Annotated in this window: 10 protein-coding genes; 5 read left to right on the top strand and 5 right to left on the bottom strand. The window is 68.0% G+C overall.

Going from position 1 to position 16,164, the window contains the following annotated elements; translation table 11 throughout:
- Positions 1-153 precede the first annotated feature (153 nt).
- Entirely contained in the window at positions 154-2,994 is a 2,841-nt protein-coding gene (locus WG901_RS07075; protein WP_339586302.1) for an ATP-binding protein, read from the top strand.
- 68 nt (positions 2,995-3,062) lie between these two features.
- Here WG901_RS07075 and WG901_RS07070 read toward each other — a convergent pair whose 3' ends face one another.
- Positions 3,063-4,292, bottom strand: a complete 1,230-nt coding sequence (locus tag WG901_RS07070) for a TetR/AcrR family transcriptional regulator (RefSeq protein ID WP_339586301.1) — start codon at positions 4,290-4,292, stop codon at positions 3,063-3,065.
- 116 nt (positions 4,293-4,408) lie between these two features.
- Between WG901_RS07070 and WG901_RS07065 the strand changes: the two genes are divergently transcribed.
- Positions 4,409-6,769, top strand: coding sequence for a TonB-dependent receptor (locus WG901_RS07065; protein ID WP_339586300.1), 2,361 nt, complete (start codon positions 4,409-4,411; stop codon positions 6,767-6,769).
- Between the two features lie 11 nt (positions 6,770-6,780).
- Positions 6,781-7,668 carry a tyrosine-protein phosphatase gene (locus WG901_RS07060; protein WP_339586299.1) on the top strand — a complete coding sequence of 296 codons (888 nt, stop codon included), beginning with the start codon at positions 6,781-6,783 and terminating at the stop codon, positions 7,666-7,668.
- Here WG901_RS07060 and WG901_RS07055 read toward each other — a convergent pair whose 3' ends face one another.
- Positions 7,669-9,198 carry an alkaline phosphatase D family protein gene (locus tag WG901_RS07055; protein WP_339586298.1) on the bottom strand — a complete coding sequence of 510 codons (1,530 nt, stop codon included), beginning with the start codon at positions 9,196-9,198 and terminating at the stop codon, positions 7,669-7,671. It lies immediately after the preceding gene.
- Positions 9,199-9,293: 95 nt separating this feature from the next.
- Between WG901_RS07055 and WG901_RS07050 the strand changes: the two genes are divergently transcribed.
- Positions 9,294-10,274 carry a LysR substrate-binding domain-containing protein gene (locus WG901_RS07050; RefSeq protein ID WP_339586297.1) on the top strand — a complete coding sequence of 327 codons (981 nt, stop codon included), beginning with the start codon at positions 9,294-9,296 and terminating at the stop codon, positions 10,272-10,274.
- Here the strand turns inward: WG901_RS07050 and WG901_RS07045 are convergent.
- A complete protein-coding gene (locus tag WG901_RS07045; protein WP_339586296.1) occupies positions 10,263-12,551 on the bottom strand; it encodes a TonB-dependent receptor plug domain-containing protein in 2,289 nt (762 codons plus the stop codon). The two genes, WG901_RS07050 and WG901_RS07045, sit on opposite strands and share 12 nt — an antisense overlap.
- 192 nt (positions 12,552-12,743) lie before the next feature.
- Between WG901_RS07045 and WG901_RS07040 the strand changes: the two genes are divergently transcribed.
- A complete protein-coding gene (locus tag WG901_RS07040) occupies positions 12,744-12,929 on the top strand; it encodes a hypothetical protein (protein ID WP_339586295.1) in 186 nt (61 codons plus the stop codon).
- Positions 12,930-12,954: 25 nt separating this feature from the next.
- Here the strand turns inward: WG901_RS07040 and WG901_RS07035 are convergent, their stop codons facing one another.
- On the bottom strand, positions 12,955-14,907 hold the full coding sequence (locus WG901_RS07035) for a glycoside hydrolase domain-containing protein (RefSeq protein ID WP_339586294.1): 1,953 nt from the start codon (positions 14,905-14,907) through the stop codon (positions 12,955-12,957).
- Positions 14,904-16,163 carry a YdcF family protein gene (locus WG901_RS07030; protein WP_339586293.1) on the bottom strand — a complete coding sequence of 420 codons (1,260 nt, stop codon included), beginning with the start codon at positions 16,161-16,163 and terminating at the stop codon, positions 14,904-14,906. Before WG901_RS07030 ends, WG901_RS07035 begins: the two co-directional genes overlap by 4 nt.
- Position 16,164 lies beyond the last annotated feature (1 nt).

The following is a 16,164-nucleotide window of genomic DNA, read 5'->3' as shown; positions in this document are numbered from 1 at the left end:
ACCTGTGTCCCGCAAGCGAGGAAAGCTCATACCAATGGATACTTGGGCTGAGCTGCCCACGGCGCGATACCGGCGGTCTCAAGGCCCTGCGCGGCGCTAGCTGGAAGGCATCTGATTGTGGAGGACAGGCCTGCTCTTTCCTCGATCGGAAACGTGGCCTTCGGTCCTTTCTGCCTCAACCCGCGCGAACGCTCGCTGACGCGCGCGGGCGAGCGCATCGAGATCGGCGGGCGATCGCTCGACCTGCTGACGGCCCTGGTCGAGCAACCCGGTAAGGTCTTGTCCAAGCGCGAACTTCTTCAGCGCGTCTGGCCCGACGTCATCGTCGAGGACGGCAGCCTGCGCTTCCATATGGTCGGCCTGCGCCGGGCGCTGGGCGATGGCGAAGGCGGCGCGCGCTACATCGCGACGCAGGTCGGTGTGGGTTATGCCTTCGTGGCACCGGTGCAATCGCTGCGATCGCCACCCGTGGCCGAGCCGGCCGCGGCGTCCGAGATCGAGCATGTCGGAAAGCCGGTCAACCTGCCGCCGCGGCTTTCGAAGCTCATCGGCCGTGAACCCGATCTTGCGCTGCTCGAGGCGCGCATTGTCGAAACGCCGCTCTTCACCATCCTGGGTTCGGGTGGCGTCGGCAAGACTTCGCTGGCGATCGAGGTCGGCCATCGGTTGGTCGATCGCTTCGAAGGCCAGGTCGTGTTCGTCGACTTCGGCATGCTCGAGAATCCGGCGCTCGTGCCGTCGATGATCGCGGGCGCCATGGGTATCGGCGTGCTCAGCGAGGATCCGCTCGCGGTGATCCTCGGCCATCTGCGCGACCTGTCCTTCCTGCTCGTGCTCGACAACTGCGAGCACATCATCGAGCCCGCCGCCCGGATCATCGAGCGGATCATCGACGAGTGTCCTGGTGTGCGGGTCCTGGCCACGTCGCGTGAGCCGCTGCGGATCCGCGACGAGCACATCCACCGGCTCCACGCGCTCGACTATCCCGAGGATTCCGCGCGGCTCTCGCGCGAGGAATTGCTCGCCTATTCCGCCGTACAGCTCTTTTGGGAGCGCGCCTCGGCTGCCGACAGTTCAATGGTCTTCGATGCCGAGGCCGCGCGGCTGATCGGCGACATGTGCCAGCGGCTCGACGGCATGGCCCTGCCGATCGAACTCGCCGCGGTGCGCGTTGCCACGCACGGCATTTCCGCGACCGCGCATCAACTGGGCGAACGCTTCAGCCTCTCCTGGTCCGGTCTCCGCACGGCGCAGCCGCGCCAGCAGACGCTGCAGGCCATGCTCGACTGGAGCCACGATCTGCTTTCGCCGGTCGAACGGCTCGTCCTCGCCCGGCTTTCGGTCTTCGTCGGTCCCTTTTCGATCGATGCGTCGCTCGCCGTGGTGGGCGATGGGGATCTGGGCTCCGACGTAGTCGTTGCTGCGCTCGATGCACTCGTCGCCAAGTCCTTGGTCACCCCCAATCGCGCGCGCAACGGCACCTATCGCCTGCTCGAAATGACGCGCGCCTATGCGCGGGAAAAGCTCTCGTCCCAAGGGAGCGAGGCCGTCGCGGCCGTCGCCCGGCGTCATGCCGCTTACTACCTGAGCGAGCTTGAGGCGATCCCCGAAGAGGGCGAGAACGCGCTCGAAGACATGGCTCCGCTGCGCCAGCAGTTGGGCAACATCCGTGGCGCGCTCGCCTGGAGTTTCGGCGACGACGGCGACAGCGCAATGGCCGTGCGCTTCGCCGCCGCGAGCGCTCCGGTATTTCTCAACCTCTCGCACCTGATCGAATGCCGCGGCTGGTGCGCGCAGGCGCTCGGCCAGATCGAGGATTCCGGGCGAGGGACCGCGACCGAGCTCGAATTGCAGGGCGCGCTCGGCCTCTCGCTGATGTTCACACGCGGCAACAGCCATGCGGCGGGTGCCGCGCTCGATCGCGCGCTCGAGATCGCGACCTTGCTCGAGGATCGCTGGAACGAGCTGCGGATGCTCGGTCGGCTCCATATCTTCCACGAGCGGATCGGCGACTACGCCATCGCCGTAGAACATGCCGAACGGGCCGTGCGCGTGGCCGAGCACATCGGCGAGCCCGAGGCATTCGGTATCGCCTATTCGCTATCGGGGATCTCGCAGCATCTGGCCGGTGACCAGGCGCGGGCGCGCCGCGAGCTGGAACTATCCCTCGCGAACAGCCCACCGTCGCAGCGCAGCCGCACGATCCACTATGGCTTCGATCATCGCAATCGATCGGGCATCGCGCTGGCCCGTGCCCTGTGGCTGTCGGGGCATCCGGACGATGCGCGGCGGGTCGTCGAACGAACCGTAGCCGAGGCCGAACGGCTCGATCACCCCGTCACACACTGCATTGCCCTGATCTGGTCGCTGACGGTTCATCTCTGGGATGAGGATTTCGCCTCGGCCGACACGGCGCTCGCGGCTTTTGCCGCATGTGCCCATGCCAACGCGCTCGGTCCCTACATCGCCGCGGCCGTAGGGTTTCATGGCGAACTGGCGATCGAGCGCGGCGCCACCGGCGAAGCGATCGACGCACTTGAGGAGAGCCTGTCGCGGATGCGCGACGCGCGCTACGAACTGCAGACCACGCTTTTCTCGCTCGCACTGGCCCGCGCGCTGACGCTCGACGGCCGGTTCGACGAAGCGCGCGCGGTGGTCGATACGACGATGGCCGGCTGCAGGCTGAACGGTGAACTCTTCGCCATGCCCGAACTGATGCGGATCAAGGCCGAGATACTTCACGGCGCGCACGGCGATCGCGCCGCAAGCGAGGCGCTGCTCCGCGAGGCGCGCGACCTGGCGCGCGCGCAGAGCGCGCAGGCCTGGGATCTGCGCGCGGCGACGGCCCTGGCCGACCTGTTGCTCCAAGACGGCAGGCAGGACGAGGCGCGGAGCCTGCTGGCGGATCTGATCGCGACGTTCCCCAGTTCGGAGCGGAGCCCTGGCCTTATGCGGGCCCAAGCGCTGCTGACCTCGGCAAATGGGATTTCCTGACCGGCTATTTCGCGATCTGACCCTGGCCAATGGTCGCACTAGGGTCTGATGTGAGCGGCAACTTGAATTTATCCCACCACAGCGCGCGTTCGGTTCAAGCGCGCGAGCAAGGGTGAAACGTCCGCCGCCGTCGCTGGCCAGTCTTCGTGCAGGCAGGCGTTGCCGCGCCCGCTCAGAAAAGCTGAGAAGATCGCGGCATCGATCGCCGAAATGCTCCGCTCTTCGCCGAGGATCGCCTGGAAGTAAGGCCCTGATGATCGTCCACGAAGATAGCGGAGCTGTGCTGCGAAGCCGGCGAAGGCGGGATCGCGGGCCGTTGCCACGGACAGTTCTTCCAGGCCCAGCGCGTTCTCGCGCCGGGCATAGGCGTTTTGCAGGAGGTCGGTCGCTTCCTGCCTCGGCATGGGTTTTGGTTCGCGTGTCTCCTCGGTGGGCACCATCCGGCAGTAGATGGCTTCGAACGCGGCGTTGAGCAGGTCGGCACTGGTGCGGTAGCGGTGCGAGACCACGCCCAGCGTGACGCCCGCTTCGGCAGCGACGGCGCGGTGAGTAAGCCCGACGATACCGTGCCGCTCGATCGTGCGCGCCGCAGCGGCGGCGATGCTCGCGGCGTTGGTCTCGGCCGGGGCCAGGCGCTGTGCGGCGGCGAGAGCCGCAGCGGCGTCGCGCGCGCCGTCGAACCACGGCGATGGCCCGGCCAGGTGGCCGTCCAGCCAGTCCGCCCAGCCATGGCAAAGCTCTTCCAGGGCAGCGCGATCCACCGGCCGGCGCCAGCGCAGCAGATGCAGCGCGATCGCGCCTTCGAAGAACCACGCCGTGGCCAGCGCCACGTCCGCAAGGTCGAGATGCCCGCAGATCCTCTGCCACAGCGATCGCCAGGCCGCGCTCCAATGTGCGCGGGTGGGGCGATGCTGCAGGTCGCGCAGGGCCATGAGCTGCGACTGGCGAAAGGCGAATGCCAGCGTCCGCTGGGTTTCGCACCAGTCGTCGATGATCGCGGCCAGCAGCGATCCCAGCGCCGCGGGCCCTTTCGCCCGGGCGCCGTGCACGAGTTCGACCTGCCGGTAGCACCAGCGGTTCGCAGCCTGCAGGGCATCGTCCTGCGCGGCCTGTAACAAATGTTCCATATCTCCGAAGTGATGATAGATCGAAGAGACAGGGATGTGGGCCAATGCGGCCAAATTGCGCGCCGTAGCACCGGTGGTACCCTGCGTTTCCCACGCAGAAAGAACCGCTGAAACAAGCCTTTGTGGCGTTTTTTCGGCATTATCCAAAGCGTTCGAGAACTCGCCCAGCATCCCGCTCTCCCCTCTGTGCCGACATATTCGGACATCGCAGTGGCGAAGACAAGCGTCACATAAGGGAAATACAATCGTTCTAGTGGCCCGCCAACTCAAGAGCGGGGAACCCTAATATGCGACCGACCTCTTCATCCGATCCGCGCGCCTGGCTGCTGGCCGGTGCCGCGCTTAGTGCCATGTTCGGCGCGACCGCAGTTTCGGCCGCGGAGCTTTCGGATTCCGCGACCGCGGCGGCGATCACCAGCGCCGACCTTGCCGAGACCGCCAGGGCAGAGGCCGAGGCCGGTAACGCCACGGTGGGTCTCGAAAGCATCGTCGTCACCGCGCAGAAGCGCGAGACCAACCTCCAGGAAACGCCGATCGCAATTTCGGTCCTGGGCGGCGACGACCTCAAGAACCGTCGCGTGCAGAGCCTACTCGACCTGATCGACGGCAGCGTGCCGTCGCTGCGCATCGCGCCGTTCTTCTCGCGCCAGTCGGCCGTGAGCGTCGGCATCCGCGGCATCGTCCCGTCCGACGCCAACCAGCCCAGCCGCGACCAGGGCGTCGGCGTCTATCTCGACGGCGTTATCCTCGGCCGCTCGCAGGGCCTCGGCGCGGCGCTGTTCGACATCGAGCGCATCGAGGTGCTCAAGGGCCCGCAAGGTACGCTGTTCGGCCGGAACTCGACGGGCGGCGCGGTCAGCATCGTCACGCGCGAACCGAGCGGCAAGTTCGGCCTGCGCGCGACCGCCGGGGTGGGCAACTACGGCGCGCATCGCGTCGAGGCGCATCTCGACCTGCCGAGCTGGAATAACATCGCGGTCAAGATCGACGGCGTGCTGACCAAGCGCGACGGCACGGTCAAGAACACGCTCGAGGGCGAGGACGACTTCAACGCCTACGATCGCCGCGGCCTGCACCTCGGCGCCAAGTGGGTGCCGAGCGACAGCTTCTCGGCGCGCTACGACTTCGACATCTCGCAGGACCGCACGACGCCGATCTACGTCCAGCTGATCGACCGCCACCCAAGCGCCCCGGCCGCCAACTTCGCGCCGCTCGTCCAGGTCCAGGCGCGCCGCACCGACGTGGTCGACGTCGGGCTGCCGCAGCAGGAAAGCATCGGCAACATCCACGGCCACATGCTGCACCTGTCCTGGCATCCGGCCGACGACATCGAGGTCCGCTCAATCAGCGCCTATCGCAAGCTCGACCAGAGCCAGTTCGACAATTCCATCGGCGCCCATTCGGGTCGCTTCGTGCCGAACGCGCAGTTCGCGCGCTACAGCCTGGCCTCGCTGCGCCAGGAGCAGTTCAGCCAGGAACTGCAGGTCCTCGGCAAGTTCGACAGCCTCGAATTCGTCGGCGGCGTCTTCTACTATCACGAGAAGGGTGACGACGACGCCTGGTCGCCCAACACGATGGTGTGGAACGCCACAGGCACGGCGGCAACCCGCCTGCCCACGCTCGCAGCCGGCGCCGCGACGGTGTTTCCCGACCGCGCCAGCACGGCCAAGACCGACTCGATCGCGGTGTTCGGCCAAGCGACCTGGACGCCCCCGGTGCTCGACGAACGCCTGCACCTGACGGTCGGCGGCCGCTATACCAGCGACAAGAAGGAAGGCGCGCTGACCAAGGTCAACGGCACCGTGCCCGTGCTCAACGGCGTGACCGGCAACATTCCGTTCAAGGGCAAGTGGGACCGCTTCGACCCGATGGTGACTCTGGCCTTCGATCCGACCGACGCAGTCCACGTCTATGGCCGCTGGGGCACCGCCTATCGCGCCGGTGGCGCCAATTCGCGCTCACTGGCCTATCGCGCCTTCGACCCCGAGACGGTCTCGACGATCGAGGGCGGCATCAAGGCGGAACTGCTCGACCGCCGCGTGCGCCTGAACCTCGCCGCGTATCACACCTCGTTCAAGGACATTCAGATCGACTTCAACGCGGTCAATCTCGGCGGCAGCAACCGTACGACGATCGAAACGGTCAACGCCGCGGGCAAGGGTACGATCGACGGCTTCGAAGCCGACCTCACGATCGCGCCGGTCGAGGGCCTGACGCTGACCGGCTCCTATGCCTATACCAAGAGCAAGCTGCCGCCGGCGGACAATCCCTTCGACACGAGCACCGCGCTGGTTCCGTCCTATGTCGTGTTCACGCCGAAGAACGCGCTGAGCACGGCGATCGACTACGAACTGCCGCTCGGCGGCGCGACCTTGCGCTTCCACCTCGATGGCAATTTCGCTGACGGCTATCGCGTCGCCTCGGGCACCGACGTGCTGTCCGATCCCTCGACGATCTTCAACGGCCGCATCTCGCTCGGCGACATCGAGCTCGGCCGCGGCGCGACTTTCGAGCTTGCGGTCTGGGGCCGCAACCTCTTCAACGAGGACCATCTGTTCTACCGCGGCGGCCCCAATCCGACGCTCGGCTCGTTCGGCATGTTCAACGATCCTCGCACCTACGGCGTCGACGCCACGGTCCGGTTCTGAGCGAAGGGAGGATGACCGTGCGCTACACGCTTCTTGCCCGCGCGCTTGCCGGGATCGCCCTTGCTGCTCTGCCTGGCGTCGCGCCGCTTCACGCCGCGCCCGCCCGGTCGTTCGAGGCGCCGCCGCCAGCCGTGGCGCCAAGCCGCTCGCTGCTGCTCCAGGGTGGGCAGAACTTCCGCGACCTGGGCGGATACAAGACGCTCGACGGACGAACCGTGCGGTGGCGGACGCTGTTCCGCTCGGGCGCGATGAACCATCTGACCGCGGCCGATTTCGACTATCTCGCCAAGCTGAACCTGCAAACGGTGGTCGACCTGCGCAGCACGGAGGAGCGCGCCGCGGCCCCCGTGCCCTGGCCGGAAAAGGCCGCGCCGCAGATCCTCGTCCGGGACTACGGCCAGGGCGCGATGGGGCTGGAAAACGTGGATCTGGCCAAGCTGACCGGCGAGGGCGCGCGGGCTCGGATGGCCGCGATCTATCCGGGGATCCTCGACAACTTCAACGATCAGTACCGCAGCCTGTTCGATCGCCTGTTGGCGGCCGATGCGCCGCTGGCGTTCAATTGCTCGGCCGGCAAGGATCGTACCGGCGTGGCGGCAGCGCTGATCTTGACGGCGCTGAACGTCCCGCGCGAAACGATCATCGAGGACTATCTGCTGTCCAACCAGCGCTTCCGGCCGGACCTGACCACGGCTGCCGCCGATCCGGCCATGGCCATCTGGCGGCAGGTCCCGCCCGAGGTGGCGAAAGCCTTCATGGGTGTCGACCGTAGCTACATCGAGGGCGTGTTCCGCGTGATCGACAGCCATCCGGGCGGCGCCGAGGGCTATCTGCGCGACCGGCTCGGGCTGGATCATGCCGATCTCTTGGCCCTGCGAAAGCGCTACACGACGGCTTGATCAGGTCGCTGGAAGTTCGCGCCGATACAGCTCGGATCCGGTCATGTCGTGGATGGACATGGTCAGCGCACGCGTGACCGGATCAACTTCGCCCTGGCCGAAGAACTGGAAGCCGGAGAGCGGGCTGGCATCGGTCAGCGTTTCGGGCACGGCCTTGAACACGACTTCGGCGCCGAAGGTCGTGTCCACCGGGTTGCCGGCCAGCGTGCCCGTCCCGGCGTTGATCGGCCCGGCGACGAATTCCCAGAACGGATCGAAATCACCGAAACGCGCGCGACCGGGTTCGTACTCGATTGCCGCGGCGTAGTGGACGTCGGCGCTGATCCAAACGGTGTTGCGGATCTTCTGGCTGCGCAGGAACGACAGGATTTCGGCCAGCTCGGCTTCGCGACTGCCGGGGGCGTCGGGTTTGCCGTCGGCCAGGCCTTCGATCGATCCGGCCGGCATGTCCTTGTTGAGATCGGGCACGGTCAGCGACAGCGGGATGTCGGTGGCGATCAACTTCCAGGTTGCTGTCGATCGCCGCAGGCCGGCTTTGAGCCACGCCACCTGGCTGGGGCCGAAGAGCCGCGCGCCGCCGCCGGCCTGGTTCGCCGAGCGGTGGCTGCGCGCGTCGAGCAGGAAGACCTCGATCAGTAGGCCGTGGCGGAAGCTGCGATAGAGGCCCGGCGCGTTCGGGGACAGGCGGATCGGGTTGAATTCGTGCAGCGCGCGGCGCGCATGGCCGACGAGTTCGGGCATGTCGGGGCCTTGGGTGAGCCGCTTTTGCGGAAACCAGTTGTTGCGCACCTCGTGATCGTCCCACTGCACGTGCATCGGCACTTGGGCGAGGAAGCGGCGCTTGTTTTCGTCGAGCAGGTTATAGGCATAGGCGCCGCGAAAGTCGTCGAGCGTTTCGGCGATGTGCGACTTGGCCTCGGTCATCAGATTGCGCCAGACGCGGCCGCCGGGCAGCACGGTTTCCGGCTTCAGCGGGCCGTCGGCATAGATCTGATCGCCCTGGTGGATGAAGAAATCGGGCGCCTGGCGTCGCATCGCTTCGTAGATACGGTAGCCGCCGATGTCCGGATTGATGCCGAAGCCCTGGCCGGCCTCGTCGCCGGCGAAGGTGAAGCGCACGGGACGCCGTGCGATGGTGGACGGCGTGCGGAAACGGCCCGTGGTCCATTCGCCGATCGCGCGGGAATCGTCGGGATCGTGGAAAGCGACGCGGTAGAAGATCTGGCGATCGGCGGGCAGGCCCGTCAGGTCGAGCTTGGCCGTGAGACCGCTGTCCGGCGATGTGAGCGGACCGGCGAGGCGATGCGCCTGGCGGAACGACGCGTCGTCCGACCATTCCACGACCATGCGGGCAGGGCGATCGGCGCTGCTCCAGATCATCGCGCGGTCCCCGGCGACATCGCCGCTCATCACACCGAGGGGCGCGATAGGGCGCCGTCCGTCGGACGCGACGATCGCGGGCGCGGCCGCCGGGAGCATCAGGCCGCTCGACAGGAGCACGCCGTTCTTGAGCAATTCGCGCCGTCTCATCGTGAATTCCAGTCCATCCAGGGCAGGGTCGGGGTATTGTCGCGGTATTGTGACAATCGCGGGATAGCGTGACGGTCGATCGACCGGAGTTTCCCATGCTGCGCCAAGCCCCGCCTCTCGAAGCGACCGAAGCCTTCCTCGTGGCCGCGCGCTCGGCCAGCTTCCGCGCGGCGGCGCAGACGCTGGCGCTGAGCCCTTCGGGTTTCTCGCGGCGCATCCAGGCCCTCGAGAGTTTCCTCGGTATCGCGCTGTTCGATCGTTCGGGGCCGGCCATTGTTCTGACCGCGGCGGGCCTGCGTTACCGTGACCAGATCGAACCCGCGATGGACGCGATCCGTCGGGCGACCAGCGCCTTGCGCGACAGCGGGCGCGGGCGGCGGTTGCGGCTCGCGACCTCGCATTCGCTCGCGGTCGGCTGGCTGATGCCGCGCTTGGCCGGCCTGCAGCAGCGCCACGGCATAGAGATCGAACTGGTGATCACCCGCGACGCCCAGGTCCTGCGCATGGGCGCGGCCGACCTGGCGGTCTGGGGTGGGTTCGACGCTGATGCCGACATCGTCGGCGAAATGCTGATAGAACTGGCCGGCGTACCCGTGGCGACGAAGCGGCTGGCCGACGGCCGGCCGGCGCCTGTAACGCTCGGCGATCTGGCGGAGCACAGGCTGCTGGGCGTTCGCGCGCCCGCCGGGATCTGGCCGCGTTGGCTGGCCGCTGCGGGCTTCTTCGGGGAAGTGCCGCCGGTGGCCATGGTCTTCGACACCAACGACCTGATGTACGAAGCGGCCGCCTGCGGCCTCGGCGTCGCGCTGGCCGTGCCGCTCCTGGTCGAGCGCTTCCTCCAGGATGGCCGGCTGCGGCCGTGCCTGGCCGAGGCGGTTCCCGTGGGCATGGGCTACGCGCTCTATCACAGCAATGCCGAGGTCCGCGCGCGGCCTGTGGCCCGAGTCTTCGTCGACTGGCTGCGGCACGAGATCCGCGCTTCGGCAGACCGGTTCGACCGCTGGTGCGAAAGCGCCGCTCCCATCCAATCGCTCGCGCCGCTCGCGCCGCTCGCGCTTGCCGCGTCAGAAGCGTAGGGCGACGCGAGCATACCAGGTCCGTCCGTTGAGGCCGATCGGGGTTTCCTCGCCGGTCGGGAAGGAGCCGCCGGTCGAGGCGATGGCGGCGGCGGTGTAGACGATCTCCTGCGGCCGAACGTCGAACAGGTTCTGGACGCCGCCGACGATCCGCAGGGCCCCGGCGGTGTAGCCGAGCGCGGCGTCGGTGGTCGACTTGCCGGGGAACGCCTGCTGCTGGGTCAGCGGCAATGACTGGTACTTGCCGAAGGCCGCGTAGTTGACCTGGAGGTCGACCGGGCCGTGGGTCAGCGTCAGCTGCGCGGTGAACTTGTCCTCGGGCTGTCCCTGGGTGAGGAGCAGGATCGACTTGAGCCCGAGCAGCGGCAGCGTGGGCAGCACCGGGTTGGCACGCAACCGGTCGAGCCTGGTGTCGAAGATGCCGTAGCCCAGACCGAGATCGAAGCGCGTCTCGGGCCCGAGATCACCCCGCCAGCGGGCGCTGACCTCGACGCCTTTCGTGGTGGTGTCGACGGCATTGGTGAAGAAGCGGGCCTGCTGGAAATTGGCGATGCCGGCGGCTTGCAGGATCGCTGTGACCGCCGCCCCGCCGAGCTGCTCGGACAGGGCGATGCGATCGCGGATGCGGATGTGGTAGAAGTCCGCGGTCAGTGACAGGCGGGGGGTCGGCGTCACCACCACGCCCGCCGTGACGTTGCGCGAACGCTCGGCCTTGAGCGGCGAGGCACCGAGCGCGCGCGAAACCGGATCGGAGACGGGCAGGGTGCCCACCGTCACCAAGGTCGCGCCGCTCAGCGCGCCCTGGACGGCGCTGAAATACTGCTGCTGGAGCGAGGGCGCCTTGAAGCCAGTGCCGATCGTCCCGCGCAGCGCGAAGCCGTCGATCAGGTCGAGGCGGCCGGTGGCGCGCCAGGTCAGCTTGCCGCCGAAATCGTCGTAATGGTCATAGCGCAGCGCCCCGCCGAGCAGCAGCTCAGCGACCGGGCGCAGCTCGAGATCGGCGAAAGCGGCCCAGGCGTTGCGGCCGGCGTCGGTGGGATTGCGCGGGTTGAAGCCGGCGAAGCCGTCGGCACCGGTGCCCGAATAGGCGGCGGGCTCGCCGTTGCCGATCTCGTAGGTCTCGTGCCGATACTGTCCGCCAAGGGCGATGTTGCCGCCCGCCAGCACGCCGTCGAGCGGGCGTGACAGCACGGCGTCGGTGACGAATTGCTGGTAGGTCACCGTGCCCGCATCGAACGCGGTCGGGCTGGCCAGGCCGAGCGAGACGTTGGCCGTGTCGAACACGCGGAAATGCGCGTCGTTGTAGCCCCAAGTCTGGCTGAGGTCGGCTTTCCAGCGGTCGCCGAGATAGATGCGGTAGCCGAGGGTCGCGGCGGCATCGTCGATCGTCGGTTCGATGATCGGCAGGAAGCCCCAGGGATAGAGCGGCGAAAAACCCGGAACGCGGAAGCCCGCGCCATTGTTCGATCGCTTGTGGGTATAGGTTCCGAAGCCGTAGATTTCACCACTGCCGAGCGGGGCGGCGAAGTCCAGCGCCAGGCTGCCGACTTCGCTCTTGGGATCGCCGATGCGGTAGGTCACGCGGCCGAAGCGCTGGTCGACGAGCGCGCGGTTGGTCGGCTCCTCGATGCGGTAGAGCGCCGAGAGGGTGAGGTGCCCCTCGTCGCCTAGGCGCAGACCATAGGTCAGCATCGCCGTGCCGTTCTCGCCGTCGCCTTCCTCGGTCGCGCCGCCCTGAAGGCTGATCGATCCGCCTTGGGCGTCGGACTTGAGGATGATGTTCACCACGCCGGCGATCGCGTCCGAGCCGTACTGTGCGGCTGCTCCGTCACGCAGCACCTCGATGCGCGCGATCGCGCTTGCCGGGATGGCATCGAGGTCCACCGCCGCGGTGCCGCGCCCGATCGAATTGTTGACGTTGAGGATCGCGTTGGCGTGGCGGCGCTTGCCGTTGACTAGCACCAGCGTCTGGTCCGGCGACAGGCCGCGCAGGGTGATCGGCCGGACGTTGGCCGCGGTCGCCGTCGTCGCCGGCCGCGCGAAGTTAACTGCCGGCTGGAGGAAGTTCAGCGCACGGCCGAGGTCGGGATAGCCCGTGGCCGCCAGCTTCTGCGCGTCCACCACGTCGACCGGCGCCGAGGACTTCAGCGCCTCGCGCCCTTGCGAGCGCGTGCCCGTGACGATGATCGCATCGCCTTCGTCCCTGTCGGCGGGGTCCGAACCGGTCTGCGCCAAAGCCCCGCCCGAAAATGCCGTCGCCAGCGCCAGACCACTCACAAAGCAAGCCGTTCTCAACATTCTTTCGCCCCCAAGCTGCGTCGGGGGAGCGACTAGACCGGGAGCGACGGCAGGGCGTATCGCGAAGTCGGCAACCTGCGTCCCACTTCCTGCAATGGGCCACGTCGAGCAATGAGATTGCCGGGCCCCGACGTGACCGACTATAGTGGTCGTGCGAGGTATGATGCAGACATGGACTCATCTCAGCTACGCGCAATCACGCTTGCGGCAATCGATGTCGAAACCGCGGGCCTCGTGATCGAGACCCACCCGCAGATCCAGGCGGCGCATCGCGCTGCCATCAAGGATCTGAAGGATAGACTCCACGCCATCGAGAATTCGACGCGGCTGGCCGACAAGGCCGTGGTCGCGGTCTAGTCGGCGCTGGTCGAGCCGGCGAGGCTCAGGGGGCGGCGACGGTGCTATGGTCGACGATCGCGGCGGTCCCACTCGAGCGAGGACCGATCACTTTTCGGCCGAGCCTTGCGCGCGGCGTCAGCGGGGGCGTCGCGACATAGTGCGGCAATCCGGGCGTCAGCGGATAGAGGCCGAGCGTCGACCAGACGTACCAGGCCGACATGGTGCCGGCATCGTCGTCCATTCCGTCGGCAAAGCCTTGCGGCGCGAGCGCGAAGCTCGGGCCGATCCAGGGTTGGGCGCGTACGCCGGCGTTCGTGTAGCGATGGGGGACGGGTCGGCGCATGTAGCGATCGATGATGCTCTGCGCCTCTGCGCGCGCGCCGGCCCAGGCCAGCAGATAGGGCACGTGGATGTCGGGCTGGTTGGTCATGTTGAACAGGTTGTCGGTGAAGAACCGCGCGAGCTCGGGCTTTAGGCGCGGGCCGAGCGTCTGGGCCAGCCAGGGCAGGTCGAACACCGGCGCCCAGCGGTATTGTGCGAGCGTTCCCTGGTATAGGCCGCGCGCGTGGACCACGTCGGCATCGGTGCCGAGATCGCGGAAGGTCGCGAGCCACATCGTACGATAGGACAGCGCCTTGTCACGGAACTGCGCCGCGACCTCCGTCTCGCCGAGATCCGCGGCGAGTTCGGCGATCGCCCAGTCGTCATAGGCGGCTTCGATCTGCTCGTCGGGCGTCTTGCGCGCGAGAGTGGCGCTTTCGGCGATCATGCCGGCCAGCGCGGCGCGCGCGTCGAAATCGACGATGCCCTTGCGCCGGAAATCCAGCAGGACGATCCCGGCATGCTCGGTGCGGACCGTGAGAAAAGGTTCGTCGTGCGTGGCCCAGCGCTGCTTGCCGGTCTGGTACAGGCGCACGAGCGAACGGGCGATTGCGCCCGCCCGCTGCCGATCGACGAGCGCCAGCAGCGGCATCTGCGTGCGGTAATTGTCCCAGAGCGCCCAGCTCGTGTAGTGCTGCTCGCCCGCGGGCAGCGTGGCGATCCGGCCGTCGCTGCCGCGGAAGCGGCCGTCGGGATCGGCGATGGCGACCGGGGTTTGCAGCACGCGGAACATCGCGGTGTAGAACAGCGCGCGTTGCTCGCGCGGGCCGTCGATGGTCAGCCGCCCGAGCTCTCGATTCCAGTCGGCGAGGGTCTGCCCGGCGATCGCGGCGAAAGGGAGGTCGCCCATTTCGCGCTCGCGCACCTGAGCCGCCGCGGCGGGGTCGATCGACGAGAGGCCCGTGCGGACCTCGATCGTGTCGCCGGCGCGCACGTCGAGCCAGGCGCGTGCCTCCCCTGACCCTTGACCTTCCCAGCGCAGGTCCAGCGGCCGACCCGCGCGCAGCAGGCGCGTCGCCGAATGGAGATGATAGGCGCCGGCATCGCAGACCGTGCCCGCCGAGAAGCTCGCGCGCAGATCGCCGTCTTCGTTCTGCCAGCGCGAGTCCAGCCGCTTGGAATAGCCGCGGTCGAAGGCGACCGCGATGGCGATCCGGCCGCTCGTCGGCAGGCTGTAGCGGATCACACCTGCGCCACGCGTGGCGGTCATCTCGGCCACGATCTTCGCGCCATAGCTGACGCGGAAAAAGCCGGCGTGCGCGCGTTCGCTGGACTTGTCGATCGGCGCCAGCGCGGGTGCGCCGGCATAGTTCAGCGATACCCGCACGTCGCCGCCCGCGCCGCTGCAGCCCACGCCAACGGCGCGGGTGTGCGAGAAGCCGGCCAACTGCGTCGCGGCGTAGTCGTAGCCAGCGTGGTTTGCGGGGCTCGTGTCGGGGCCGAGCTGGACCATGCCGAACGGCGCCACCGCGGCCGGGCTCAACTGCCCGAAATCGGCGAGCGTGCCGACGAAAGGATCGACCAGCCGGCCGAGTTCCTCGGCCTGGCTCGGCGAGGCCAGGCCCATCATCGCGCTGGCGGCGTGCCCGAGCAGAAACCTCCCAGTGTGCGTCATGGGTCGAGCGGATCGACAGCTTCGACGTGGAAGGCGACAGGATCGGGGGTGAAGCGCGCGGTGAAGCGATCGGGACCCGGCGCCATGCGGCCCGGTTGCACACCCATCTCCCGCAGGTTTCGCTGCGCGAGTTCCTCGCCCGCAATATATTGGATCGTGCGATGATCGGAGACGATCAGGGCAGGGCGGTCGGTCGGAAAGCCGGCTGCCAGCAGCAGCCTTGCACAGTTGCGGAGGTTGGTCGTGGTATGGCGCGCGTGTGGTTCGATCAGCACGCGGTCGGCGGGCACGCCGTGCTGGCTGACGAGCAGCCGTTTCATCTCGATCGCCTCGTTGAACGGCGTGCGGTTGGGATGGACGTTGCCGCCGCTCACCACGATGAACGGGGCGAGGCCGCGCGCGAAGAGATCGGCGGCGATGCGCATGCGGATATGGCCCATGACCCCGGTGCGCGACTGAGCGTCCTCCGGCCCGTGCCCGAAGACGAGGAGTGCGACATAGGGTTTGACGCTCCAGTCGGTCACCTTGACTGCGGCGGTGGCGGCTGCGTTCTCGCCGGCCAGCAGCGGGCGGTATCCGGCCGCATCGGTGCGCTCGTTGATCTGGAGGAGACCCACCGCGTAGCGCTGGGCAGGATCGAAGAACAGGTCGCTTTCGCGAGCCTGGCCGGCGGTCGCGACGCCGTGGGCGCTCAGTACCTGTGTGTATTCGGGCACGGCGAGGTCGAAGATGAACCCGTCGATCTTGGGATAACGCGGTGCTTCGCCTTTGGCATAGACCGCGATCGTTCGGTTGATCGCCGCGGCGGCATCGCGCCAGGCCGCGCCGACGAAATCCCCATCGGGCAACGCGGCGTGGGCGGCGAAGCGACCCGAAGGCCGCATCTGGCGAGAGATCAGCGCCGCGGCCAGGTCCCGGTCGTGCAACAGCGCGCGCAGGCGCGTCTCGACCAGGGCCACGTCGGCCGGGGTCCAGGTCCAGGCATCGGCCAGGCACAGCGGCGCGGGCGAGCATGTCTCCTGCGCCGCGCGGGCGGCGCGATCCGCCGCCAGTTTGCGCAGCGCCGGATCGCGCGCGAGCGCCTGCGGCCAGCCCGGCGCCGCGTGCAGCATCGCGAACAGGGGGAAGACCCGCGTTTCGAGAGTGTCGGAAAACGGCGCGGCATAGCCGGCCGGGTCCTGCGCCGAGGCTGCCGCCGGCATCATCGCAGATGCGGCAAGGCAGGCGATCAGCGCCGCGGCGCAGGACCTGCGCATA

Source organism: Novosphingobium anseongense (genome assembly GCF_037482895.1).
GTDB classification, from domain to species: domain Bacteria; phylum Pseudomonadota; class Alphaproteobacteria; order Sphingomonadales; family Sphingomonadaceae; genus Novosphingobium; species Novosphingobium anseongense.
The sequence above is the reverse complement of the archived record's forward strand: the minus strand, read 5'-3'. Positions and strand labels throughout refer to the sequence as shown.